We start from the raw sequence: 26,573 nt of genomic DNA, 5'->3' as shown, positions 1-26,573 counted from the left end.
GGAACGTGTTCTGCTTGTTTTTCCCTTCGTTTAACACACATTGTGCGTCTCTGGAAGCGGGTGCAAAAGTGCAACTTCTTTTCTTAACTGGCAAGAAATTTTTGAAGTTTTTTTAGAGAAATTTTATCTCAATTTACTTCTATTATTCTTATCAGTTTGTCAAGGAACTTTACTCTTTTTGCGGGGTGCAAATGTAACATCCGTTTTCTAATCTCACAAGCTTTTTAGAATCTTTTTTAGAAAATAAATTTTCCTTTTCGATTCGTAGTACTTGCCAGTTTATTAAAGAACGTATGCGTTGTTGCGGGTGCAAAACTAGCACCTTTATACCGTTATTCAAGCTTTTTTAATCCCTTTTTTTTGATCTTTTCCTAACCTTCGCTTTAAATCGCTGGAAACGTGATTTTTGAAAACGAAAGTTTTTTGAACAAAACTACAATCAAACAAACAGTAAACTCGTTTTATTGTCAAAATACCCTATTCCATTAACGAAAGGGTATCATCAGAAGTATTGTTTTGTTTAATACATCTTTTGAAATTTAAACATTACTGCACTATTTGTAGCTCATCACTAAGCTTTGCTCCTTCAGAAGTTAGTTCCGTGTCATTATTCAAACACCGATTAAACTAACTTATGGTTTTGTCCTATACATTATGTAGAACTAAATTGTGCTATTACTTTTTCACTCCTATATATAAGGTATCATAATATTGCTCGATATAACTAAAAATGCTGGCTTACCAAAGTTCGCGTTAGGGATAGAAGCGCAAAGCCCACAGGAAAACGAAATGAAATGGAGTTTTGCGAGGACTTGCAGCGAATAGCCCTACCCATTATAAAAAAAAAGGCAACTACCCACTACGATAATTGCCTCATTTTTATAATGGGGAACGCCCAAATGAAATCTAATTTATTTTTTGTACTTTAGACAACCAAGAATCAGTTAAGCTGTCATAATCTACTGGAGCTGCCGGTTTTTGATTTTGCAATCTTCCTGATTCGAAAGCTCTTACTAATATAGTCTCTATTAAATAGTCTTCGTTGACATCGTAAGGTGCATATTTTGTTTTTAAATTGATATCAAACATGCTCGCTGCTGTGTTAGACCAAAAAGCTTTCCAACCACTTTTAAGATTTTTGACCAGATCGTAGGTTGTTGTACCGGTTTGACGATGAATTAACTTTACCAATATCTGTCCTTGCTTGCGGGATAGTTTTTTGAGTTTGGATTCAAATTCATTACTAAGGTAATCTTCGACTATCTTGAAATATTTCTTTTTCTCCTTATTGGTACTGAGTGATGCCATTCCTTTATTCAAAACAGTCAATCGCTCCGAAGCCAGTTTTGCATAAGGATAGGTTTTATAAACTCTGTTTTGGAGAATAAGGAATTGCTTTTTTGCTTCAGGGTCGAGTTTCTCTTTAAAGACTACTAATTCGGGTAATTGTATGGTGTCATTAAGTATTGAATCGTTTTCAGTTAGTATATAACCCATCTTGGTAGTATCCTTTGGGGTTACTTGAGCATTAACTTTTATAATTGTTAAAAGTAAAAAAAAGAAAAGTGTACCGATCTTCATTGGTTGAAAAATTTAATTGCCAAAATTATACATTATTAATGCAACTGTGATGCCAAATTTATAATTTAGCAAAAAATAACTTTATGAGTGCTAAATCAATATTAAATAAGTCATCACTTGACTTTTTAGAAAACTACCTTAATAATGCATCGCCTACAGGATATGAAAGTGGCGGGCAAAAATTATGGATGGACTATTTGAAACCCTATGTTGATACTTTTATAACCGATACATACGGTACTGCCGTAGGAATTATAAATCCAGATGCTCCATACAAGGTAGTAATTGAAGGTCATGCGGATGAAATTTCTTGGTATGTAAATTATATTACTGACGACGGTTTAATATATGTAATTAGAAATGGTGGTTCAGATCATCAGATTGCTCCTTCAAAAAGGGTTAATATCCACACTAAAAACGGGATTGTAAAAGGTGTTTTTGGCTGGCCAGCTATTCACACTCGAAATAGAAGTAAAGAAGAAGTACCTAAAGTTGATAATTTGTTTATTGACATTGGTTGCGAAACTAAAGAGCAAGTCGATAAAATGGGAGTTCACGTGGGTTGTGTGATTACATATCCTGATGAATTTATGATTTTGAACGAAAACAAATTTGTTTGTCGCGCCATTGATAACCGTATGGGCGGATTTATGATTGCCGAAGTGGCTCGTTTGTTACACGAAAACAAAATTAAACTTCCTTTTGGATTGTATATCACAAACTCTGTTCAAGAAGAAGTGGGTCTTCGTGGTGCCGAAATGATTACCAAAACTATCAAACCAAACGTAGCCATTGTTACTGATGTTTGTCATGACTCCACTACCCCAATGATTGATAAGAAGATTGAGGGTGAAACAAAAATTGGTAAAGGTCCTGTAATTACCTATGCACCGGCTGTTCAGAATAATTTGAGAGAATTGATTTTAGAAACTGCTATGGCGAGAGAAATTCCGTTCCAAAGACTTGCTTCCTCACGTGTTACCGGAACAGACACAGATGCTTTTGCCTACAGTAACGGCGGTGTAGCTTCGGCTTTGATATCATTACCTTTGCGTTATATGCATACAACCGTTGAAATGGTACACCGTGATGATGTAGAAAATGTCATTAAATTGATTTATGAGACCTTATTGAAATTGGAAAATGAAGAAACCTTTTCTTATTTCAAGTAATTTTTAGCTGTCAATCAATTTATCTGCTTTATATTTAATAAAAGAAGCCGGGCAATTATGCTCGGCTTCTTCATTATAGGTTTATTTTATCTCCAACCGCCTCCTAAATCTCGGTACACATGTACAAAGGCGTTCATCTGATCTTTTTTGGTTTCAATCAATTCCATTTTAGAATCTAATGCATCACGTTGCGTCATAAGAACTTCGAAATAATCTATTCTGGCTGACTTAAACAAAGCATTAGAAGCATCAATAGACTTGTTAAGAGCATCGACTTGTTGTGATTTCATGCCATAACTCTTTTCTATATTACTAATTTTAGATAGTTGACTTGAAACTTCCAGATACGCATTAAGAATAGTACGTTCATAGTTATACATTGCCTGAAGTTGACGTGCATTAGCATTATAAAACTCTGCTTTGATTCCATTTCTGTTGATAAGAGGAGCGGCCAAATCGCCAACTAAAGAATACAATAAAGATTCCGGGAATTTTACCAGATACGAGGTTTTGAATGCTTGCAATCCGAATGCTGCAGAAATATCCAAGGACGGATAAAACTCAGCGCGAGCAACTTTTACGTCTAGTTTTGCTGCGGCTAATTCTAGCTCAGCTTGTTTGACATCCGGACGATTTTCTAATAATTGTGACGGAATTCCAGACTGGATCGCTTTTGTAGAAAAATTCAAAAAGATACTTTTATCTCTTATAATTTTTTCTGGATATCGTCCTAGTAAAAAGTTAATTCTATTTTCAGTTTCTATAATCTTTTGACTTATGACAAACTCCATACTTTCTGATGACAAAACCTCTGCTTGAAATTTTTGAACCGCCAATTCCGTTGATCTTGCTGCCTCTTTTTGAACTTTTACAATATTTAAGGCATTATTTTGTAATTCAATAGTTTGTTTTACAATATCTAGCTGACTATCTAAAGCTAACAATTCATAATAGGAATCAGCTACTTCGGCAATAAGATTAGTAATCACAAAATTTTTGCCTTCAATTGTAGACAAATATCTGCTTACAGCTGCTTTCTTATAATTATGGAGTTTTTTCCAAATATCTACTTCCCAGTTGGCATAAGCTCTCAAATTAAAATCAGTAAGAGCATTAGGAAATTCTTTTCCTGGAGCAACTTCAGTAGAAGCGTCACCTGCTCCTTGGCTGGTATATCTTCCCACTTTTTCCACTCCTGTCCCAGCTCTCAAGCCAACCGAAGGTAATAAGGCTCCTTTTCTAACTCGGATGTCATTCTTAGCAATTTCTATTTCTTGCAAAGTTATATTCAATTCCTGATTGTTTTTTAAGGCAATATCGATTAAATCAACTAGGTTTTTATCATTGAAATAGTTATGCCAGGTAACCATTGACACATTAGTTGTGTCTTTATTAGTGCTATAACCTTCAGGAACCGTACTATTTGCAGTTGATGATGCTACCGATGGGGCTTTACAGCTAATTATGCTAAGGCAAGTGCTCAACACAATAACAAAGCTTTGTAACTTATTTTTATTCATTATGATCGATTTCTTCGGTTAATGGATTATTGTTTTGTTTTTTGACTAATTTAATTTTTGCGGCAATACTACCAAATATGTAATACAATCCCGGAATAACTAATACACCACAAACAGTTCCTAACAGCATTCCTCCAAGAGCAGCGGAACCAATGGTTCTATTCCCTATTTTACCTGGACCTGATGCAAATACCAACGGAATTAATCCAGCAATAAATGCGAATGAGGTCATTAATATGGGACGGAACCTAACTTTGGCGCCTTCCATCGCTGCTTCTAATATTGTTGCACCTGCTTCATGCTTTTGGACGGCAAATTCAACAATCAAAACGGCATTTTTACCAAGCAACCCAATAAGCATTACAAAAGCTACCTGAGCATAAATGTTGTTTTCTAAACCACAAATTGAAAGTAATAAAAATGACCCGAAAATACCAGCAGGAAGTGATAATATGACAGCAAAAGGCAAAATAAAACTTTCGTATTGCGCTGCTAAAACTAAATAAACAAACAGTAAACAAATCAGGAAAATAAATATAGCTTCGTTACCACGACCAACTTCGTCTTTAGATATTCCAGCCCAATCAATACCAAATCCTCTAGGCAAAGTTTTTTCTGCCACTTCCTGGATGGCTTTAATCGATTCTCCGCTACTGTAGCCAGCCGCAGATTGACCACTTATTTCGGAAGCATTATACATGTTGTGACGTGTGATTTCTGATAAACCATAAACTTTATCCATGTGCATAAACGCCGAAAACGGAACCATTTCATCACGATTGTTTTTGACATACAACTTCAAGATATCTTCTGGTAATGCTCTATATTCTGGTGATGTTTGAACAATAACCTTATACTGGCGATCGTATTTAATAAAACTGATCTCATAATTACTACCTACCAATGTAGAAAGTGTATTCATGGCATTGTCTATCGTAACCCCTTTTTGTTGAGCCATATCGTTATCTATCCGCATCATATACTGCGGAAAACTCGCACTATAAAAACTGAACACCGATGCTAATTCTTTTCGTTTATTCAATTCCTTTACAAAATCATTGTTTACTTTTTCCATTTTCTTGTAATCGCCAGAACCCGCTTTATCAAGCAAACGCAATTCAAATCCGCCCGCTGCCCCATAACCTGGCACTGCTGGTGGTTGAAAAAACTCAAGAGTTGCACCCGTAATATTTTTAGATTTTTCTTCGAGTTCTTTCATGATCTCATCTACGGAATGCTTTCGATCTTCCCAACTTTTAAGATTAACTAAACAAGTTCCAGAATTGGCTCCAGTTCCTTCGGTTAGAATTTCAAATCCAGCTAAAGCAGAAACAGATTTTACACCATCAATTTTTTCTGCAATTTTTTGAAGTTTTAGAGCGACTTCATTGGTTCGTTCTAAAGAAGATCCTGGAGGTGTTTGAATGATGGCATAGAACATTCCTTGGTCTTCATTTGGAATAAATCCTGAAGGAAGACTATTGTTCAAGAAAAATATTCCTAAACAAAAACTGATTAAGACTCCAAACGTTAAAGTTCTTCGATTTACAATTTTATTAAGTATCCCAGTATATTTTCCAGTTAGTTGATCGAATTTATTATTAAATCCATCCAAAAAATTATTTAACGGAGTTTTCTTTCTTGCAACACCATGATTATTTTTTAACATCATAGCACAAAGTGCTGGAGTAAGTGTCAATGCAACAACACCAGACAAAATAATACCTGTTGCCATTGTTATAGAAAACTGTCGGTAAAAGATACCTACCGGACCAGACATAAATGCAACGGGAATAAATACTGCCGCCATCAAAAACGTAATGGCTATAATAGCGCCACTAATTTCGTGCATTGCCTTTTTAGTAGCCTTGAGCGGACCAATATGTTCTTCTTCCATTTTAGCATGTACCGCCTCGATGACGACGATGGCATCATCAACTACGACACCAATAGCTAAAACAAGTGCAAATAATGTAACCAGATTTATCGAAATTCCAAAAATCTGCATAAAGGCAAATGTTCCAATAAGTGAAACAGGTACCGCAATTGCAGGAATAATAGTAGAACGCCAATCGCCAAGAAATAAGAATACCACTAATCCTACCAGAATAAAAGCTTCTACCAGGGTGTGAATTACTTTTTCGATGGAGGCATCTAAAAATTTAGAAGCATCATAACTAATTTCATAATCTACACCTTTAGGGAATGAGGTACTTTTGATTTCTGCTAATTTTGCTTTTACGTCTTTAATTACTTGGGAAGCATTACTTCCATAAGATTGTTTTATTGTTATTGCTGCAGAAGGCCTACCGTTTAAGTTCGAATAAATATCGTACATCGAACTTCCAAATTCTACATTGGCAACATCTTTCAGGCGCAGAATTTCACCATTTGGATTGGATTTTAAAATAATATTTCCATATTGTTCTTTAGTGGTAAATCGCCCAGAATATTTCAAAACATATTCAAATGCTTGAGAACGTTTTCCAGAACTTTCTCCTGTCTTTCCTGGCGAAGCTTCTAAACTTTGTTGCGATAATGCTTCCATTACTTCATCAGCAGAAATCTTATAAGCTAACATTCTGTCAGGCTTCAACCATATGCGCATAGCATAATCCCGGTTACCCACAATATCTGCATCACCCACTCCATCAACTCTCTTAAGTTCTGAAAGAATGTTAATATCTGTAAAATTATATAAGAACTTTTGATCCATCGTTGGATCTTTACTATACAAGTTAATGTACATCAAGTTATTAGATTCTTCACGAGTAATTTTTACTCCTTCTCGAACTACAAGTGGTGGTAGTTTATTAACTACTGATGCAACTCTGTTCTGGATGTTTATCGAAGCTTGATTAGGATCAGTTCCTAAATTAAAGACTACTTGAATCGAAGCTTCGCCATCATTACCGGCGTCCGATGCAATATATTTCATTCCTGGTACACCATTGATAGCTCTCTCTAAAGGAATTACAACTGATTTAATCAATAATTCATTATTTGCCCCTGGATATTCAGCTGTGACATTTACTTTTGGAGGTGAAATAGACGGTAATTGAGTAACTGGCAAATGGGCCATAGCCAAAATCCCAAGTAGTACAATCATCAGTGATATCACTATTGACAGTACCGGTCTTTCTATAAATTTATTAAACATTTTTTTTTATTTAGGATTACAAACTATTCTGCTTTTAATTTCAAATGACTAAGTATTTGTGACGGCTTCTGAAAGTCATACGTTATTTTATCATCGTCTTTTACTTTCTGTACACCTTCCAGTAGAATCTTGTCATTTTCAGTAATCCCGCTTTTTACCACATATAGGTCTGGCATTTCCCCCTTGATTGTAATTTCTCTTGATTTCACAACATTGTTTTTATCGACTACAAAAACATATTTTTTATCCTGAATTTCGTAGGTTGCTTTTTGAGGAATTACCAAAGCATTATGTTGCGGCACTACCATTTGAATCTCTCCACTTTCTCCATTTTTAAGTAATTTATCTGAGTTTGGAAACCTAGCCCTGAATGAAATATTTCCTGTCTCACTATTGAATTCACTTTCAATAACTTCTACATTTCCTTTATATTTAAAAAGCTCTTCATTTGCTAAAAGCAGACCTACTTTTGTTTCGCCACGATCTTTTACATCCGATTGATAATTCAAATATTCTGGTTCAGAAACATTAAAATAAGCAAACATTTGACTATTGTCTGACAAGCTTGTTAGTAATGCCCCTTCATCAACTAAACTTCCTAATTTTAATGGGATACGGTCAATAGTTCCAGAAAATGGCGCTCTGATTTGGGTAAATGATAAATGTAATTTTGCCAAAGAAACTCCTGCTCTAGCTTGTTCCAGTTTTGCCATTGCCAAAGCTTGTTCATTTTTTGAAACTATCTTTTTATCAGCTAAGACTTTAGTGTTTTGTAATTCAATTTCGGCGCCTTTAGCTTCTGCCTGTGCTTTTAGCAATTCTGCCTGAAACTGTGTTGGCATAATTTGAAACAATAATTGACCGGCTTTTACATACTGACCTTCATCAACATAAATCTTTTGCAGATATCCCTTTTCTTGAGTACGAATCTCAATATTTCTTACTGACTTAATTTGCGTAACATACTGTTTAGTAAAACAAGTATCTATTCGTATCGGATTAGTAACGATATACTTAGTAACTTCTTCCTTTTCTTCCTTTTTCGAGTTACAACTAACAAGAAACAACGCGGCCATTAAGCCCGTAAATACAGCAATTTTTTTCATGATTTAAAATAGTAATTAAGCAATTGATTGGTGGAATTCAACGATTCCTTTTGGAGCTAACAAATACATAAAGATGCCTGGAATTGGCACAAAAGCCATTCAAGAAAATAAATATCACTTAAAAAAAGTAATACTAATCAGTAGCAACTAATATCAATTGATTATCAGATTCTTAACGCTTTATTTGTAATGTAGATTGGTGTAGATTGGCCTCTGATAGGCTCACAATTATAAAAAACATTGTGGTGATACGGATTTTCAAGAGAATCTCCATAAGACAAATACCATTTAGCAAGCAAAGAGTGTTTTACTTGGAATAATTTATTTGTTTTAGCATCTTCCTGATTATCGCAATGAGAGAATTCTTCATCTAGGTCAAAATCACTGTATTCAATCAATGAGTAAGAATGATCTAGAATGGTAATTTGACCTTGTTCTATTGATGAACGATTCAAATTAGAAATTGAAACAAAGGCACTTTTATGCAAATTAGCTTGCATTTTATTTCCTCCTGTTAGTAGTAAGGTAAAAAAATATAATATAAATACTGTTTGTTTCATTTGCGAACAAAAGTAAAAAAATATAGTAATCAAAAAACAACCATAATGTTAAATAAAAACCAATGTATTTATTATAATTTAATTAGGATTATAATGGTTGAAAATTAAATATTATTTAAAAAATGGGCACTATTGTCTCGATTTAATAATTATAATAAGTAACGATTTTGATTTGATTACCTGTTTACATTAACATCTTAGAGAATTAACTTTTTCACAAGATCAATTTGCCATTGTCAATTTCAATATAAAAAGAAGTTAAAACTTTATAAATGCCGTGAACCCAAATTCTATAGATCAGTATGGTTATCATTGCAATCCTAAACTTTCATTACCTTTCATCGCAATCGCCTTTCAAAAGCACTTCATCGCTTTATATCATATGGGAATATATGCCGATCCAGAACTACAGCATTGGTTTGTTGCAGAATACCCAAATTACAGCTTCCAGAAATTAGACATGGGAAAAAGTTGCATTCGTTTTAAAAAATTTGATCAAATTCCTTCTGATTTAATTGCAGAATTCGCGAAAAAAATTATTGTCAAGCAATGTATTAATCGTTACGAGACACTAATCAATAAATCGAAATAAATAGTAAACTTAAAATTAGAAATCAGGAACATCATTAAAAAAATTGTTTTTGGACTTTTAACACAGCTTGTTTTGGCATTACTCATTGCATTATTTCTCCCAAAGGAGTTTCCTGTTGAATGGGAAAGGTCAATCAACCAACCCAAAGACACTGTTTTTAATTATGTGAAGTATTTAAAAAACCAAGATACTTTTAGTGTTTGGTCAATTAAAGATCCTGCAATGAAAAAAACTTTTACAGGAACGGACGGAACAGTTGGGGCTATTGCGGACTGGGACAGTATGGATGAGAATGTCGGTGTTGGAGAACAGGAAATTACAAAAATAATCGAAGGTGAGCGTATCGATTTCGAATTTCGTTTCAAAGTTCCCATTGAATCAACCGATTTTACTTATCTGTCAACTAAAGCTATTTCGCCAAACCAAACAAAAGTGACGTGGAGATTTAATGGAAAAATGCCATATCCTATGAACTTTATGTTACCCTTTATGAATATGGAACAATGCTTGGAAAAGATTTACAAGATTGCTAAAACAACCGAAAAGTAGTTTTAGGAAAATTATCCCTGTAAATATAGAAAACCGCATTTCAAAAATTTGAAATGCGGTTTTCTGTTTAATATAAAGTCTATTATTTTTTAGATAAATAAGCCATTACATTTTTTTCGATTCTTTCATCAATATTTGAAATATCAGCTTTTACGAATTTTTCTCCAAGAATATTTTCATATAATTCGATGTATCTTTCTGAAACCGTTTGAATATATTCATCCGTCATATCCGGAATTTGCTGTCCTTCCAGTCCTTGAAAACCATTTTCAATTAACCAGCGACGAACAAACTCTTTTGATAATTGTTTTTGTTCTTCGTCTTTATCCTGACGTTCTTGATACCCTTTAGCATAAAAATAGCGAGAAGAATCCGGTGTGTGAATTTCATCAATCAAGACGATCATGCCTTCTTTGGTTTTACCAAATTCATATTTGGTATCGACCAAGATCAATCCACGGCTAGCTGCAATTTCAGTTCCTCTTTGAAATAAATCTCTTGTAAATTTTTCTAAAATGATGTAATCTTCTTCAGTAACAATTCCTTTCAAAAGAATAGCCGAACGCGAAATATCAGCATCATGTTCTCCATTATCTGCTTTCGTGGTTGGCGTAATAATAGGTTCCGGGAATTTATCATTTTCTTTCAAACCTTCTGCCATTTTTACTCCGCAAATTTCTCTTTTTCCAAGAGCATATTCACGAGCAGCATGACCTGAAAGGTATCCACGAATCACCATTTCAACTTTAAAAGGTTCACATAAATGACCAACAGCAACATTAGGATCAGGAGTTGCAATTAACCAATTAGGAACAATATCTTGCGTCAATTCCATGAATCTAGTAGCAATTTGATTTAAGATTTGACCTTTGTACGGAATTCCTTTTGGCAAAACTACATCAAAAGCCGAAAGCCTGTCTGTAGCAACCATAACCAAAAGTTCATCTTTAATATTATAAACTTCTCTAACTTTACCTCTGTAAACTGATTTTTGATTAGGAAAATTAAAGTCAGTTGTTGTAATTGTATTGCTCATTATAGTTGTTGTGTTGTTTTTAATAAATGCAAATTTAAAATTATTTCATACAGATTCACTAAAAAAAGAATAGTTTTTACTTACTCTATTTTTCAAGAAGCGTATTGTTGAATAAATTAAGAATACGGCTGTATTCATCAACCCAAGAATAGGTTTCTTTAAAACCATGAGATTCAACCGGGAAACTTGCTAAAGTCCATTTTTTCTTTCCCAATTCTATAAAACGTTGTGATAAACGAACGATGTCTTTGTACTCCACATTGTCATCAATCATTCCGTGAAGCATCAATAAATTTCCTTCTAAATTATTTGCAAAATAAATTGGAGAGCTTTTTTTATAGGCATTTGGATCGGTTTCCGGGAAATTAAGAATATTTCCTGTATATCCATGATTATAATGCGCCCAATCCGTCACTGAACGCAATGCAGCCCCTGAAACAAATTCTTTGGGAGTAGTCAGCATTGCCATAAGCGTAATGAAACCACCGTATGAACCGCCATAAATTCCAATTCTGCCAGCATCAATTCCATAGTTTTGAACCAAATAATTCTTCCCATCGATCTGATCCGTTAAATCTTTTCCTCCCATAAATCGATAAATTCCGGTTCTAAAGTCACGACCATATCCATCACTCCCTCTATAATCAATATCTAAAACAGTGTATCCTAAATCCACTAATAAATTATGGAACATGTATTCTCTATGATAATTACTCCAATAATTATGGGCATTCTGTAAATAACCTGCACCATGAACAAAGAGTATTGCCGCTTTATTTGCTTTGTCCGTTCGTGGTTTATATAATCTGGCATGCACTAAAGTCCCGTCTTGTGCTTTATAAGTAATTACTTCTGGTGTGCGCCAAGAATATGCGTTGAATGCTTCGGTTGTTGAGTTTGTAATTTGGCTAAGATTTGTATTTATTTTGTTATTGGCAACATACAGTTCCCATGGTTTATTTTTATAAGAATAGCGAACCAATAAAGTACTCTCATCTGGAGACAAACTTACTTCGTGTGCGCCATCCTTAGTAAGAAGTGGCTGTAAAACACCATCTGAAACATTCAGTTTATAGAAATTTCTGTTTCCCGGATGTGTTGTATTTGTCGTTAAATAAAATGATTTTTTATCTTTTGACAAAGTTAAATTACGAACTTCCCAATTCCCTTTAGTGAGTTGTATTTTCTTTTTTGACTTTAAATTATAAGTATATAAATGTGAATATCCCGTTACTTCAGATTGAAAATAAATGGTTTGATTGTCGCCAAGAAATCCAAGTGTTCCTGAATCAAAAGAATCTGAAGGAATTCCGGGTCCGCCAATCCAAGCTTCATCATGCTGGTATTCTATTTCCTCAAAAGTTCCTTTTTCTAAATTTAGACTCACCAACCATCTGTCTTTATTGTCCTGACTTCTTATTTCAGCAATTCCGTAGGAACCATCTTGATTGTAAACAGGTTCCTGAACCACAATTAGTTTATCCGATTTTTCTTTTTTGTCTGATTTTTCATACAAACTAAAATATTTTGGCGCCTCTTGAATATGACTCAATGATGAAAAACTTACTGTATATGTAGAATCTTTTGCAACATTGTAAATTCCAAATTTAGTATTTACCAAATTATTTACAGATACTTTTTCCTTAGTATCAGTCGTTTTATTGTACCCATCAGCAGTGACGAAAACTTCCATTTTTTCGCTTTTTGTATCTGGCTGTTCTGTCAATCTAAAAGTCGCATAATTTCCATTTGGGTTTATTTTTATGCTTTCCAATACGTTTTTTCCATAATAATATCCTTTTGGAAAATCCGATTTTACTGCATTTGTTTTTACCAGATTCCATTTTTTCTTGGCCTCTTGATCCCGTACAAATTGAAACAATTCATTTTGCTGATTTTTCAAAAAAGAGTCGGTATCGGTATCAGCATCAACCGCTTTTCCTTTCTTAAAATTAGTGATTTGAATTATTGTTCCCTCTTTAGTATTGTACTTGAATACATTTTCATTCTGTTCAAAAAATACAATTCCATCTTCAGAACCCAACTGCAAGTTCGAAATTGAACTACTCTGTTGATACAGTTTTTTAGAAACCTTATTTTTAGCTGAGTAGGAAAATAACCTTCCTTTATCAATATAATAAAATAAATTGGAGGCTTTGTTTCCCTTAAAAATAAACTTAGAAAATTCAGCTTCTTTTAAAGAAGCCAATTCCGGTTTTGAGGAACCATTTTTCCAAAAATAAGTAGATAATCCAAATTCATTATTTGGATTCCATTCGAAATAAACTTTTTTTCCATCCAATGACCAACGCCCATTTACTGGCTGAACGCCAATAAAAGCATCGCCTTTCATTATTTCTTCTAACTTTAAATTTTGACTTTGACTTGCTATGGAAAAGAAAACACAAAAAAGAACTGCTATTTTTTTATTCATTTTAATAAAGGTTATTTTAGAAGAAATTTAGGTTTTGTTGGGAAAATTATTTCGAGACTTCTACATTTAAAATGGTTTGCGAAAGGTACTTTGCAACACCATCATTATCATTTGAAGTAATTATTTCTAAATGCGGAAGCTTGTTTTTCAAACTTTCAGGAGCATTACCCATTAATAATCCTCTAAAAGTTGAATTCAACATTTTTTCATCGTTATAGCCATCCCCAAATGCAATTGCATGCTCAAACAGTAGATTTTCTTTCTTAAGTATTTTAGCAATAGCAATGCTTTTATCGACCGATTTATCCATAAATTCTAAACAGAGCGGTAAGCTAAAAGCATGACTAAAAACATCAGGATGCATCACCAGAATTCTATCCCTTAATGTTATTAATTTAGCATGGCTGTCGTGCGTAAAAAACATTTTAATTGCGCTGACATCTTCAAGTATTTTAAAATCAACTAATTCTGGGATATAATTTAATTCGGTTTGAAAACTATTTAGTTTTTCATTGTGCTTATTTGTTTGCCAAACATTTTCTTTAAAAAGTACCGTTGTAAATTCAGGTTCAATGTCTAATGCCAAAACCGATTTTATTGCCTCACTATCCATATCATAAGAAAAAAGCAATTCTTTATCAGGAGAGTGAATTCGAGCGCCATTGGAAGTAACTAAATAAACGGGACAACCTAAACTTTCCACAATTGGCATAGCATCACGATGATGACGACCAGTAGCTACAATAATTAAATAGTTTTGATTGTGAAGTTTTTGAAAAATACTCTTGGTGTAATTAGAAATTTTATGATCTGAATTTAACAAGGTTCCGTCTAAATCGCTAATAACTACTTTAATTTTTTCTTTTGAAATCATTTCTTTCTCTCCTCATTTATAATAATTTCAAATTTATTCTATTTTAAAGAGATACACAAAGAAAATAGGAACGTGAATGTTATTTTAAGATATCATTACTTTAAAAAAAAGAAAACTTACAAGGAGAAGCAATTTAGAAGAGAAGTAACATTGAGAAAAAAAGAGAGGGTTAATTAACTTAAATCCTCTCTTTTTCAATAATAAAAACAATTCTTAATCGTGATTCTCTATTTGTTTATAGGCATCAATTACTTTGCTGACTAATCTGTGTCGAACAATATCTTTGTCATCCAGATAGATAATACCAATTCCTTCCACATCTTTTAGAACTAATATTGCTTCTTTTAGCCCTGAAATAGTTCTTCTTGGTAAATCGACTTGTCCTGGATCTCCCGTAATCATAAATTTGGCACTTTTTCCCATACGAGTCAGGAACATTTTCATTTGCGAATGAGTAGTGTTTTGGGCTTCATCCAAAATTACAAAAGCATGATCCAAAGTTCGGCCACGCATAAATGCCAAAGGTGCAATCTGGATAATTCCTTTCAATATATAATCTTCCAGTTTTTCGTTGGGCAACATATCACGCAAAGCATCATACAAAGGTTGCATGTAGGGATCCAGTTTTTCCTTCATGTCACCTGGAAGAAAACCAAGGTTCTCCCCTGCTTCAACTGCCGGACGCGTGAGTATAATACGTTTGACTTGTTTTTCCTTCAATGCTTTTACAGCCATGGCAACACCAGTATAGGTTTTCCCTGTTCCTGCCGGTCCAACTGCAAAAAGCATGTCGTTTTTATTCATGGTATCCACTAACAATTGTTGGTTGGGAGTCATCGCTTTTATGATTTTACCACCCACTCCGTGTACCAGAATTTTGTCATGATCGCCCATTCGCTCCATTTGCTTACCATCACTTAAAATAACACGCTCAATAACGTTGTTATCAATAGTATTGTAACGTGTAAAATGCAGCATTAACCGTTGAAATCGTTTTTCGAACTCGTCCAGAACTTCTTTTTCACCAAAAGCTTTCAAGGTCGTTCCCCGAGCGACAATCTTTAATTTTGGGTAATATTTTTTAATTGTTTCAAGATGAGTGTCTTGAGCGCCCCAAAAGTCTTTTGGAGCGATGTCTATGAGCTCGATTATCCTTTCGTTCAAATTAAATAGTTTTAAATTAAAATTAATCAATTAGTAAATGGTATGCCTGTTCGTTTAATTTGTAGTATTATTTAGAATTTGTTTTTGTTTTTTGCTTTTTTGAATTTACTATTATTAGCTTTGCGTTTCTCAAATTTAATGAAAATTAGGTTCACATAACACCAATAGTTATAAACAAATTTATGTCAATAATTACCCTTACCACCGATTACGGCTTGAAAGACCACTTTGTAGGTGCGTTGAAAGGGAAAATTTTATCTGAGTATTCTGAGGCAGCAATCATAGACATTTCGCATGATATTGATCCATTCAACACAGTTGAAGCGAGTTACATTATTGGAGCCTCTTATGCGAACTTTCCAAAAGGCTCTGTTCACCTCATTGGAGTTGATATGGAATTTAATAAAGAAAATCAACATATTGTCATGCAATGGAACGATCATTATTTTATTGCCGCCGATAATGGCATTTTGAGTATGCTTTCGCAAAAAATTGTGCCCCAAAAAATAGTGACTATAAATATCCATAATCGATTGCCTAGTGGTGCGACTGATCTTGATGTTTTTGTAAAAGTAGCCTGCCATATTGCCAGAGGAGGTTTGCTGAACGTCATTGGTAAAGAAATAAAAAATATAAAACAAGTAACCGATTTACAAGCTGTTATATCCGATGATGGAAATTCATTAAAAGGACACGTCATTTACATTGATCATTTTGGAAATGTCATTACTAACATTTCTAAAAAGTATTTTATTGAAGTTGCCAAAGGAAGACCTTATGAGATTGTATTGAAAACTAAAAATATCAAAACTATTTTGCCAAATTATTCGGCGATCGCCAGTTCAGATAAATATCCCATTAAATCTTACGAAGGAGAAAAATTAGCCATTTTCAATGAAGCTGGTTATCTGGAGATTGCCATTTTTAGAAGTAATCCTTCTAAAGTAGGATCTGCTAATAGCTTGTTGGGATTGAATTATAGAGATGTTATAATTATAAAATTTGTTTAAAGTTGAGCAGCTTTAAACTTTAAAGAAAAAAAACAATGTTTGTACGAATAGTAAAATTGAGCTTTCACCAGGAAAATATTCCTGCTTTTTTAGAAAACTTCGAGCTGATGAAAGAAAAAATACGAAACGCTCCAGGAAATCGTTTTTTAGAGCTGTATCAGGAGAAAGACAATAAATGTATTTTCTTTACCTACAGTTATTGGGAAACCGAAGAAGACCTTGAAAATTATAGAAAATCAGAACTTTTTTACGATGTTTGGTCTTTTACCAAGAAATTATTCAACGACAAACCAGAAGCTTGGAGTGTTGATAAATTAGTTTCTTTAGAATAAAATTTAGTTTAAAGTTTAAAGTTGCAGGATTAAGAACTTTAAACTTTAAACATTTCAAACCTTAAACATAAAACATGAAATCCATATTATTACGAGAGATAAAATCTTTTTTTGGCTCACCCATCGGTTACTTGGTAATCGCTATTTTTTTAATTAGCAACGGACTATTTCTTTGGGTCTTTGAAGGAGAATACAATATACTGAATACTGGTTTTGCCGATTTAACACCGTTTTTCACTTTGGCGCCCTGGATATTAATTTTTTTGATCCCGGCAGTGACCATGCGCAGTTTTTCTGATGAAAAGAAACAAGGAACTTTAGAATTATTATTGACCAAACCATTAAGTATTTGGCAAATTGTTAATGGGAAATTTCTTGGAGCTCTGTTCTTAATTGTGATGGCAATCATTCCTACTTTTATCTATGTTATGGTAATTTCACGCTTAGGAATGCCCGAAGGTAATATCGATATGGGAAGCACGATTGGTTCTTATTTTGGTTTATTATTTCTAATTGCTGGATATTCTGCCATTGGAATCTTTACGTCAACGCTATCCGAAAATCAAATTGTGGCATTTATAATTGCCGTTTTCCTGTGCTTCGTTTTCTATTTTGGGTTCGAAGGTTTATCCGCTATTGTTCCTAAGATTTCTTCCTTTATATCCTCCTTAGGTATGCAGGATCATTTTAAAAGCATGAGCCGTGGAGTTCTGGACACCAGAGACATTATTTATTTTTCAAGTGTTACGGTTTTCTTTCTATCCTTGACTGTTTATAATTTAAAATCTTTTAAATCGTAATGATATCTATTAAAAAACGCAACCTAAAAACTTTATTGGTTACAATCGCAATTTTGCTGATCATAAATGGTATTGGGAACCAATTATTTCATCGTTTTGATTTAACCAAAGATAAAAGATATACACTTTCTGCCACTTCTTTAAACATAATTAAAAAAATACAAAATCCTTTGTCTATAAAAATTTATATGCAAGGCGATTTACCAGCTGAATTCAAAAGATTACAGCAGGAAACGCGACAATTATTAGAAGAATTTCAGGCGTATAACAAAAATATTGTTTTCGAATTTGTAGATCCATTGGAAAACAAAGACGAAAGCATGGACAACATAAAAGAATTGTATCGCAAAGGATTGACTCCAATAAATATTACCGTTGATGACAAAGGGAAACAATCTCAAGCTATGGTTTTTCCTTGGGCAATTGCAGTCTATAATAATAAAGAAGTAAATATTCCTTTGTTGAAAAACCGAATGGGCGCTTCGACTACCCAAAAAGTGATTGGATCCGTTCAACATTTGGAATATTCGATTGCTGATGCTTTAAATAAAATCACCAAAAACAAACAAAAAAAGATAGCAGTAATCAAAGGAAATGGGGAGCTTAAGGATATATTAATGGCTAAATTTCTAATGCAAGTGCGGGAAAGTTATCACATTGGACCTTTTACTTTAGATTCAGTTGCTAATAATCCTATTGGAAGTTTAGACGCTTTAGAAAAATATGATTTGGCCATAATCGCTAAACCAACAGAAATTTTTTCGGATGCAGAAAAACAGGTTCTAGACCAGTTTATTATCCACGGTGGTAAAACTTTGTGGCTTGTAGACCAAGTTTCTGCAGAAATGGATAGTTTATACAATTCATCAGGATCAACATTAGCATATCCAAGAGATTTAAATTTGAATGATTTATTTTTTAAATACGGAATTCGAATTAATCCTGATTTGATAAAAGACGAACGTGGAAGTCCAATAAAATTAGCTTCGGGAGATCAAGGAAGCGCAACTCAATTCCAAGAATTTAACTGGAAATTCGCACCTCAGGTTTATCCAAATAGTCCACATCCAATTGTGAAAAATTTAGGCGGAATCAAATTCGATTTTGCTAATCCAATCGATACGTTGAAAAACGGAATTAAGAAAACCATCTTGTTGCAGTCTTCGCCATATTCGAAAAAAATTGGCACGCCAACAGAAATCAATTTAAATACTGTAACCGAAGAATCAAGTCCAAATGATTATTTGAACAAAGGAAATTTTCCTCTTTCGGTTTTGTTAGAAGGTTCATTTCATTCTATGTTTGAAAATCGGGTTTTACCATTCGATCAAAAGAGTTTTGAAGGCCAAGGAAAAGAAAACAAAATGATTGTTATATCAGATGGTGATTTGATAAAAAATCAATTAGATAAAAACTTTCAACCAGTAGAATTAGGCTACGATCAACGCTCTGGAAATTTGTACGATAATAAAGATTTTCTAATAAATTGTGTCAATTATTTGCTGGATGATACTGGACTTATTAACATTCGAAGCAAAGATCTTGACTTGCCCTTATTGGATAAAGAGAAAGTTTATCAAAACTACACCATTATACAATTCATAACTATCGGGCTACCAATTCTTCTTTTAGCACTTTTTGGAATCCTATTTACTTTCTTAAGAAAAAGAAAATATAGCAAGTAGATGTTAATAAAAAATTTTCCATACTAAAGTACTTTACGATATATTTGTAAAATGTATGGTTTTTAAAAATAAAATAAAAAGTATACCAAAAAAATAAAATATAACAGATGAAATTTATAGTATCGAGTTCGTACTTATTGAAACAATTACAAGTTTTAGGTAACGTTATCAACAGTAGTAATACTTTACCTATTTTAGATAATTTTCTATTTGATTTAGATCAGAATGTATTGACGGTTTCTGCATCCGATTTAGAAACAACGATGTCAGCTGCATTAACGATAGATTCTACGAGCAAAGGAAGTGTTGCTGTACCGGCAAAGTTACTATTGGAAATCCTAAAAACATTTCCTGAGCAGCCATTAACGTTCACTGTTGAAGAAAATAGCACGATTGAAATTAGTTCTAATTCTGGAAAATATGCTTTGGCCTATGCTCCGGGAAATGAATTTCCTAAATCTGTAAACTTAGATGATCCCTCAGTAACATTAGTTCCTGCTGATGTTTTGGCAACTGCTATCAGCAAAACTATATTTGCTGCCGGAAATGATGATTTACGTCCAGTGATGTCAGGTGTTTTCTTTCAGTTTTCACCACAAGGTTTGACATTTGTAGCTACTGATGCTCACAAATTAGTAAAATATGCCCGTACAGATGTTGTGGCGTCTCAAGTGGCTGATTTTATTATGCCAAAGAAACCTTTGACTATCTTAAAAAATATTCTTACTAGTTCAGATGCTGAAGTGAAAATTGAATACAATGATTCGAATGCTACGTTCTCTTTTGATAACTACATTTTGATGTGTCGTTTGATTGATGGTAAATATCCAAATTATGAAGCGGTAATTCCAAAAGAAAATCCAAATAAATTAATGATCGACCGTTCACAATTTTTGAGTTCTGTTCGTCGTGTTGCAATTTTCTCTAATAAAACTACACATCAAATTCGTTTGAAAATTGCGGGTGCAGAATTGAATGTTTCTGCTGAAGATATTGATTATTCAAATAAAGCGGAAGAAAGATTGACTTGTGATTATCAAGGTGATGATATGCAAATAGGATATAATTCTCGTTTTCTTACGGAGATGTTGACCAACTTGCAGTCAGACATGATTATGCTGGAAATGTCTTTACCAAACAGAGCTGGAATTTTAACTCCTGTTGATGGATTAGAAGAAGGTGAAACGGTAACCATGCTAGTAATGCCGGTAATGCTAAATAGCTAACCACTATTTGAATTTTAAAATACGCTATTAACCAAACCATTTTTATATTTAAAAAACCGTCTCGTTTAATTACGAGACGGTTTTTTGCTTTTATTACTTTTGATTTTTGTCATTCCGACGAAGGCGAAATCTCATCGTGTAGATCCTTTTAAATAATTTTTCAATATGCACTTGGCTAGTGGGTTTGCTTCGTCCTCGCAATGACAAACTGAACACTTTAAATCACCCCCATTTTTTTCATCAGGAAAGTAGCACTTCGATTTTTACAAATTCCATCCCGCAGTTTATAGTCAAAATATAATTCGTCATTGTGGATTTCAACTTCAAAACATTTATTGATCAGTGTATTTGGAAAGTCATTTGTCGTCAGGCAAACTTCGATATCATGCGTTGCAATGGCTCCAATAGCCTTTTTTGCAATCACTTTTTTGACAACTTCTATGGTTCCGTTTCGTTTATCATCAGAATTAGTTCCTCTTAATATTTCATCCAATAAAACAAAAGCTGGTCTGTCTTGTAATTCATCCATGATTTGTTTTAAACGCTTTATTTCGGCAAAGAAATACGATTCACTGTCGGATAAGGAATCCGATAATCGCATTGAAACCAAAACTGGTAAAGGATGTACATTTGCACTGCTAGCACAAACAGCCGATCCCATTCCTGACAACACCATATTAATCCCTAAGCTACGCAGAAAAGTACTTTTACCTGACATGTTAGAACCCGTCAGAATCATGAACGATTGGGGATGAAAATGTACCTCATTCCCTACTCGTGTTTTCTCATTTAGCAACGGATGGCTAAGATTAGAAAAATCAATTTCGAAATTTGTATTTATAGCTGGAAAAACAAATTCTGGATTATTGTAGAATAAATTACCCAAGCTATTCAACATTTCAAATTCGCCAATTACTTCTAACCAATCTTCGAGCGCCTCAGCATGACCCTTTTTCCATTGTATTAACGATTTTAAAACATGTAGATTAAAAAGAAAAGTTCCGTTGAATACTAATGCGGTGACAAAATTACCTATACTGTCCATTTTCGAAAATAAAACAGCCAATTGCTTCAGATGAACACTAGCATTTTCTTTTTTATAAGTCAGTTTTTGTTGCAAATCAATCAATTTTTGAGATTCGAAAGTTTCCTTCTCAATTTTTTGAACCAGTAAACTGTACTGATTGATGATTTTGTCGACGTTCTCTGCGTTGGCAATTTCCATTTGTATGCGTCTTAAAAATCTACCCATAAAAGCTAAATTAAAAACAAACAAATAAGCTAAATAGGACACAAAAATTAGCTTTGATGTCACTAAATAGGCAATAAAAATACCAAAGAATAGAATAGGTGAAATATAAGAAATCAACACCGTAGCTTTTGATAAAGGCGTACTTTCAAACTTACTCCACTTCAATAAAGTTTCATAACTGGATTTAGTATCCTGGCTTATTTTGGCGAAAGCCAAGAAATCCTGACGCCAATCTAACTTTTTGGATAATTCTCTAATGGCTTTTTGATTTCTTAAAATTTCATCATTAGGCAAAAGCATTAAAAGTTGTTTTGCCAATGTTTTTTCACCAATGAATGTGGCTGTTCTGTTTAGGTTTTGAAACAGTGAATGTTCTCCAAAAACATCTAAATCGTACGCATAAGGATGGTGAAAATCATTAAATTCATGTCCGTTTTCAAAGAGGATTTTTTTTCTTTCTACATAAGAAATTTCAGTCTCATTAATTTCAATTAGAGCAACTAATATTTGTTTTTGAAAAGATAATTTGGAATGAAAACGCATCAAAAGAAGAAATGATCCAAAAAACAAAATAGCCAAAATAATCAGAAAAAATTCCCTTGTTTGAAAGTAATAATAGACGGAAACTAAAAAAAGTACAATAGTTAGCAGTCTAAAAAAACTGATACTATTGTACTTTTTATTAATTGTATTTAATTGTGCTGAATAACTTTCTTTTTTCGATTTATAAATTTTCATATTCCATTTAATGAAATGCAAATATAACGAAATTGATCTGTGCTATAAGCCTAATTCTAACATCAATCAATATGGATGGCTAAAATTGGTATATCAAAATTTGTTGCCATTTTTTTAGTGAAACTAGGTTTAAATAATTCTTCAAAGAAACCTCTCTTATAAGTAAGCATAGTCAATATATCAATCTCTTTATATAAAATAAAGTCTAAAATTGTTTCTTTTACCTGGTCGCTATTGATAACAAAAAACTCTATTGGTTCTTGCATAAACTCCGATTCCCATTTATCGATTGTATCTTTAGACACATCAGATTCATTTGTTTTTACATAGAGGCATTTTACTTTAGCCTTTGTTTTTTTAGCAATGTCTAAAATTGTTTTAAGCGCTTTTTTATCTTTAGGTCTGAAACGAGTTGTAAATCCAATCGTTTCAATTTTTTTGAATTTTGCTTCTAATGGTACACATAACATAGGAACATCAATGTTTGCTATTGCTGAACCTGTATTTGTACCTAAGAAAAAGGATTCCCATCCAGTTGCTCCGGAAGTTCCCATTATTACGAGATCAATTTTATCTTCTTTAACGGCTCTTTTTATATTAAACAACAAATCACCATCCATAAGTCGGTGAGACATTTTTATTTTTTCCAGATTGCGTTCCTCAGCTATTGTACGGAGCTTTGAAATCTCCTCTTTAAACATATCAAATTGCGATAGTTCCAACGAATCATAAATTACAGCATAATTTTCAGGGAAAAACTGATTGTCAAATACGGGTAATTCAAATGTATGCAACAAAATGAGTTCTCCATGAACTATTTTTGCAAATTCTAAAGCATGCACAAAGGCATTCGTGGCAACTTCAGAAAAGTCAGTGGAAAATAGGATTCTTTTCATTTTTGCAAGTATTTAAATTAGTTCTTCTATCAAAGGTAGTCAATATATTACATATTTAACATTATAATTATCAGGTATTTAACCATTAACACAAAAAAAATAAACAAAAATTATCTTACTATTTTGATAATCAAATTGGTCCATTATCATGGCCTGATTTCATCGAGTTGATTATTATTCGGGAATAGCAAGAATTGGAACATCAACATGAATAGCTAGTTTTTTTGAAAGGCTAACCTGAAATAATTTTTCTAAAAAATTCTTATGATAAACATGCATTGTAATCATATCGATTTCATTTAAATCGATGAATTCCAGAATTATACCTTCAACATCATTATTGCTGATGATATGCAAAGTAATGTCTTGATCCTTGGCAATTTTGTGCCATTCTTCTTTAAAAGCATCATTATCGTTTTGATGAGGCGATTTTACATGTAAGCAATCAATATGTGCTTCAAATACCGTTGCAAATTCGATTACTTTTTTAAGTACTTTGATATCTTCATAATTGTATTTGGTAAGGAAAAGTATTTTTTTTATTTGCTTGTATTTACAATTTTCCGGTATGGCAAACACTATGGCTTTAGTTGCATTCATCACTTTTGTAGTTGCAGTTCCTAAGAAAGTTTCTTTTAAGCTGGTTGCTCCCTTTGTCCCCATAACAACGTAATCAATATCTTCGTCTTTAATAATTTTTACTATTTTAGTGATTAAATTACCATTATCGAGAACATTGCTTATTTTAGTATGTTCCATATTATTTTGTTCCGCAATTCTTCTCAAAAAAGGAATTTGATCTTTATAATTCTCAAAATTACCCAACTCTACAAGATCATAAATTTCATTCAAAACACCTGGAACATTACTATAACCTACTTGAGGTATATCATAAACATGCAAAGTGATAATCTCCCCTTTTATGCTATCGGCTAATTTTAAGGCATAAATAAATGCATTTATAGAAGCTTCTGAAAAGTCCGTTGGAAATAGAATTTTTTTCATAATATTTATTAATCAATTATTTACCTAAATTTACGAAAAATAAACAAATTAATTCGGTAATTAACTGACATAGTTATTTTTAACCATAATTTAAGACAATGGTTCTATAAGCGGGTCTTGCTGTCATATAAGTTTTACTTACTTTTGCATAAAATTGAATACAATATGATACCTCATGATTCCATAGTAGCATTAGCAACCCCATCGGGAGCTGGAGCGATAGCCGTAATTCGGATTTCAGGCGAAAATGCAATTACTATTGGTAATACCGTTTTTCGTTCGATTAAAAATAAACAGTTAACCACACAAAAAACACATACTTTACACCTGGGTCATATTATTGATGACACTAAAACACTAGATGAAGTATTGGTTTCTATATTCAAAGGTCCGAATTCCTACACGGGCGAAAATACTATTGAAATTTCTTGTCATGGCTCTACTTATATACAACAGCAAATTATTCAGTTATTGCTTCGAAAAGGATGCCGTATGGCAAATCCTGGTGAATTTACATTAAGAGCCTTTTTAAACGGTAAACTTGATTTATCTCAAGCCGAGGCTGTAGCAGATTTGATTTCATCCGATAATGAAGCCTCACATCAAATTGCCATGCAACAAATGCGCGGTGGTTTCTCTAACGAAATTGCCAAATTGCGTGAAGAATTATTAAATTTTGCTTCACTAATTGAACTCGAATTGGACTTTGCTGAAGAAGATGTGGAATTTGCAGACCGTACCCAATTTCATGAATTACTGAACCGAATTGAATTTGTTCTCAAGCGTTTAATTGATTCGTTTGCGGTAGGGAATGTCATCAAAAACGGAATTCCTGTGGCTATTGTGGGTGAACCAAATGTGGGAAAATCAACGCTTTTGAATGCGTTATTAAACGAAGAACGCGCCATCGTTTCCGAAATTGCTGGAACGACACGCGATACTATTGAAGACGAATTGGTGATTGGAGGAATTGGATTTAGATTCATAGATACCGCGGGAATTCGTGAAACCGAAGATGTAGTAGAAAGCATTGGGATTCGTAAAACTTTTGAAAAGATTGAACACTCGCAAGTTGTAGTATTTCTTTTTGACAGTTCAGAATTTAAAATATCCGGTTTAAAGTTGAAAGTAGAATTGGAGAAAATCAAAAATCAATTTCCGTTAAAGCCTTTAGTGATCATTGGTAATAAAGCTGATAAATTAACCAAAATTGAAATTCAAAATCTAAAAACAGAGATTCCCGAAGTTTTGCTTTTATCTGCTAAAGAAAAAACAAACGTTGAAGATCTTAAAAATGAATTGCTGTCCTTTGTAAATACCGGGGCTTTACGCAACAATGAGACAATAATAACTAATACAAGACATTACGATTCCTTATTAAAAGCATTAGACGAGATACAGAAAGTAAAATATGGATTAGAAACAAACTTGTCCAGCGACTTGATGGCTCTCGATATAAAAGAAGCATTGTATCAATTTGGAATGATTACCGGTCAGGTTACTAATGATGAATTGTTAGGGAATATATTTGCTAATTTCTGCATCGGAAAGTAATTACCATTCTCTTATTTGTTAACTGCCTATTTTTGTTGACTTTACAACGATTATCTTTCTTTTATTTGTTGCCAATTAACACTTTATTCGTTATATTTGTTGTTCAATTGTTGCCCAAGTAATGATTTTGTTGCCCAAATTCTAATGGCAACAAGCTCGGCCAAATGATGCTACTTATTGCTACATTTCGCTACATAACGCAACATAATGTGCAAATTCCAGTGATATTGACCACCCAATTCCAATTTAAAGTGAGCACCTGATTCCAATTCAAAATGAGCACCTAATTCCGGAGCAAAATGACCACCTCCATTTTTCATTAAAAAC

The 26,573-nt window shown here is 33.2% G+C and carries 21 protein-coding genes; 9 read left to right on the top strand and 12 right to left on the bottom strand.

The window, feature by feature from the left end; translation table 11 throughout:
- Window positions 1-906: 906 nt before the first annotated feature.
- Window positions 907-1,581, bottom strand: coding sequence for a DUF4294 domain-containing protein (locus tag ACFX5D_RS15780; protein ID WP_379859161.1), 675 nt, complete (start codon window positions 1,579-1,581; stop codon window positions 907-909).
- An 83-nt stretch (window positions 1,582-1,664) separates the two neighbouring features.
- Here ACFX5D_RS15780 and ACFX5D_RS15775 point away from each other — a divergent pair, with 83 nt between their 5' ends.
- The gene (locus ACFX5D_RS15775) at window positions 1,665-2,753 is read left to right on the top strand and encodes a M42 family metallopeptidase (protein ID WP_379859160.1); all 1,089 of its coding nucleotides are present in this window, start codon (window positions 1,665-1,667) and stop codon (window positions 2,751-2,753) included.
- 86 nt (window positions 2,754-2,839) lie between these two features.
- On the opposite strand, the gene ACFX5D_RS15770 is transcribed toward ACFX5D_RS15775, so the two are convergent.
- From ACFX5D_RS15770 to ACFX5D_RS15755, 4 genes are all read right to left on the bottom strand, one after another.
- Window positions 2,840-4,273 carry a TolC family protein gene (locus ACFX5D_RS15770; protein ID WP_379859159.1) on the bottom strand — a complete coding sequence of 478 codons (1,434 nt, stop codon included), beginning with the start codon at window positions 4,271-4,273 and terminating at the stop codon, window positions 2,840-2,842.
- Window positions 4,266-7,433 carry an efflux RND transporter permease subunit gene (locus ACFX5D_RS15765; protein WP_379859158.1) on the bottom strand — a complete coding sequence of 1,056 codons (3,168 nt, stop codon included), beginning with the start codon at window positions 7,431-7,433 and terminating at the stop codon, window positions 4,266-4,268. Before ACFX5D_RS15765 ends, ACFX5D_RS15770 begins: the two co-directional genes overlap by 8 nt.
- Before the next feature lie 23 nt (window positions 7,434-7,456).
- Complete coding sequence (locus ACFX5D_RS15760; protein ID WP_379859157.1) at window positions 7,457-8,539, bottom strand: efflux RND transporter periplasmic adaptor subunit; 1,083 nt, start codon at window positions 8,537-8,539, stop codon at window positions 7,457-7,459.
- 164 nt (window positions 8,540-8,703) lie between these two features.
- A complete protein-coding gene (locus tag ACFX5D_RS15755) occupies window positions 8,704-9,039 on the bottom strand; it encodes a hypothetical protein (protein WP_379859156.1) in 336 nt (111 codons plus the stop codon).
- Between the two features lie 337 nt (window positions 9,040-9,376).
- Here ACFX5D_RS15755 and ACFX5D_RS15750 point away from each other — a divergent pair, with 337 nt between their 5' ends.
- Together ACFX5D_RS15750 and ACFX5D_RS15745 are read left to right on the top strand one after the other, a co-directional pair.
- Window positions 9,377-9,691, top strand: coding sequence for a DUF1801 domain-containing protein (locus tag ACFX5D_RS15750; protein ID WP_379859155.1), 315 nt, complete (start codon window positions 9,377-9,379; stop codon window positions 9,689-9,691).
- A 72-nt stretch (window positions 9,692-9,763) separates the two neighbouring features.
- Window positions 9,764-10,240: an SRPBCC family protein gene (locus ACFX5D_RS15745; protein WP_379859154.1), complete on the top strand. Its 477-nt coding sequence runs from the start codon at window positions 9,764-9,766 to the stop codon at window positions 10,238-10,240.
- Window positions 10,241-10,322: 82 nt separating this feature from the next.
- Here ACFX5D_RS15745 and ACFX5D_RS15740 read toward each other — a convergent pair whose 3' ends face one another.
- The 4 genes from ACFX5D_RS15740 to ACFX5D_RS15725 form a co-directional block, all read right to left on the bottom strand.
- On the bottom strand, window positions 10,323-11,276 hold the full coding sequence (locus ACFX5D_RS15740; protein ID WP_379859153.1) for a phosphoribosylaminoimidazolesuccinocarboxamide synthase: 954 nt from the start codon (window positions 11,274-11,276) through the stop codon (window positions 10,323-10,325).
- Window positions 11,277-11,361: 85 nt separating this feature from the next.
- The gene (locus tag ACFX5D_RS15735) at window positions 11,362-13,710 is read right to left on the bottom strand and encodes a S9 family peptidase (protein ID WP_379859152.1); all 2,349 of its coding nucleotides are present in this window, start codon (window positions 13,708-13,710) and stop codon (window positions 11,362-11,364) included.
- 46 nt (window positions 13,711-13,756) lie between these two features.
- On the bottom strand, window positions 13,757-14,584 hold the full coding sequence (locus ACFX5D_RS15730; RefSeq protein ID WP_379859151.1) for a Cof-type HAD-IIB family hydrolase: 828 nt from the start codon (window positions 14,582-14,584) through the stop codon (window positions 13,757-13,759).
- A 213-nt stretch (window positions 14,585-14,797) separates the two neighbouring features.
- Window positions 14,798-15,748: a PhoH family protein gene (locus ACFX5D_RS15725; RefSeq protein WP_379859150.1), complete on the bottom strand. Its 951-nt coding sequence runs from the start codon at window positions 15,746-15,748 to the stop codon at window positions 14,798-14,800.
- Window positions 15,749-15,930: 182 nt separating this feature from the next.
- Here ACFX5D_RS15725 and ACFX5D_RS15720 point away from each other — a divergent pair, with 182 nt between their 5' ends.
- From ACFX5D_RS15720 to dnaN, 5 genes are all read left to right on the top strand, one after another.
- Window positions 15,931-16,758, top strand: coding sequence for an SAM hydrolase/SAM-dependent halogenase family protein (locus tag ACFX5D_RS15720; RefSeq protein ID WP_379859149.1), 828 nt, complete (start codon window positions 15,931-15,933; stop codon window positions 16,756-16,758).
- Window positions 16,759-16,793: 35 nt separating this feature from the next.
- Window positions 16,794-17,090 (top strand): putative quinol monooxygenase, encoded by a 297-nt coding sequence (locus ACFX5D_RS15715; RefSeq protein WP_379859148.1) that lies wholly within the window; start codon window positions 16,794-16,796, stop codon window positions 17,088-17,090.
- Between the two features lie 74 nt (window positions 17,091-17,164).
- Window positions 17,165-17,890: a gliding motility-associated ABC transporter permease subunit GldF gene (gene gldF / locus ACFX5D_RS15710; RefSeq protein ID WP_379859147.1), complete on the top strand. Its 726-nt coding sequence runs from the start codon at window positions 17,165-17,167 to the stop codon at window positions 17,888-17,890.
- Window positions 17,890-19,575 (top strand): gliding motility-associated ABC transporter substrate-binding protein GldG, encoded by a 1,686-nt coding sequence (gldG, locus tag ACFX5D_RS15705; protein ID WP_379859146.1) that lies wholly within the window; start codon window positions 17,890-17,892, stop codon window positions 19,573-19,575. The genes gldF and gldG overlap by 1 nt, the downstream gene beginning before the upstream one ends.
- A gap of 107 nt (window positions 19,576-19,682) precedes the next feature.
- On the top strand, window positions 19,683-20,801 hold the full coding sequence (gene dnaN / locus ACFX5D_RS15700) for a DNA polymerase III subunit beta (RefSeq protein WP_073210869.1): 1,119 nt from the start codon (window positions 19,683-19,685) through the stop codon (window positions 20,799-20,801).
- A gap of 217 nt (window positions 20,802-21,018) precedes the next feature.
- Here dnaN and ACFX5D_RS15695 read toward each other — a convergent pair whose 3' ends face one another.
- The 3 genes from ACFX5D_RS15695 to ACFX5D_RS15685 all read right to left on the bottom strand — a co-directional run bounded on the left by ACFX5D_RS15695 (window position 21,019) and on the right by ACFX5D_RS15685 (window position 24,692).
- Window positions 21,019-22,791 (bottom strand): MutS-related protein, encoded by a 1,773-nt coding sequence (locus ACFX5D_RS15695; protein ID WP_379859145.1) that lies wholly within the window; start codon window positions 22,789-22,791, stop codon window positions 21,019-21,021.
- A gap of 62 nt (window positions 22,792-22,853) precedes the next feature.
- A complete protein-coding gene (locus ACFX5D_RS15690; RefSeq protein WP_379859144.1) occupies window positions 22,854-23,687 on the bottom strand; it encodes a universal stress protein in 834 nt (277 codons plus the stop codon).
- 174 nt (window positions 23,688-23,861) lie between these two features.
- The gene (locus ACFX5D_RS15685) at window positions 23,862-24,692 is read right to left on the bottom strand and encodes a universal stress protein (protein ID WP_379859143.1); all 831 of its coding nucleotides are present in this window, start codon (window positions 24,690-24,692) and stop codon (window positions 23,862-23,864) included.
- Between the two features lie 165 nt (window positions 24,693-24,857).
- Between ACFX5D_RS15685 and mnmE the strand changes: the two genes are divergently transcribed.
- Window positions 24,858-26,246, top strand: coding sequence for a tRNA uridine-5-carboxymethylaminomethyl(34) synthesis GTPase MnmE (mnmE, locus tag ACFX5D_RS15680; protein ID WP_379859142.1), 1,389 nt, complete (start codon window positions 24,858-24,860; stop codon window positions 26,244-26,246).
- The last annotated feature ends 327 nt before the right edge of the window (window positions 26,247-26,573 follow it).

Source organism: Flavobacterium fructosi (assembly GCF_042787335.1).
GTDB lineage: Bacteria > Bacteroidota > Bacteroidia > Flavobacteriales > Flavobacteriaceae > Flavobacterium > Flavobacterium fructosi.
This window is presented reverse-complemented; position numbering and strand designations above follow the sequence as displayed.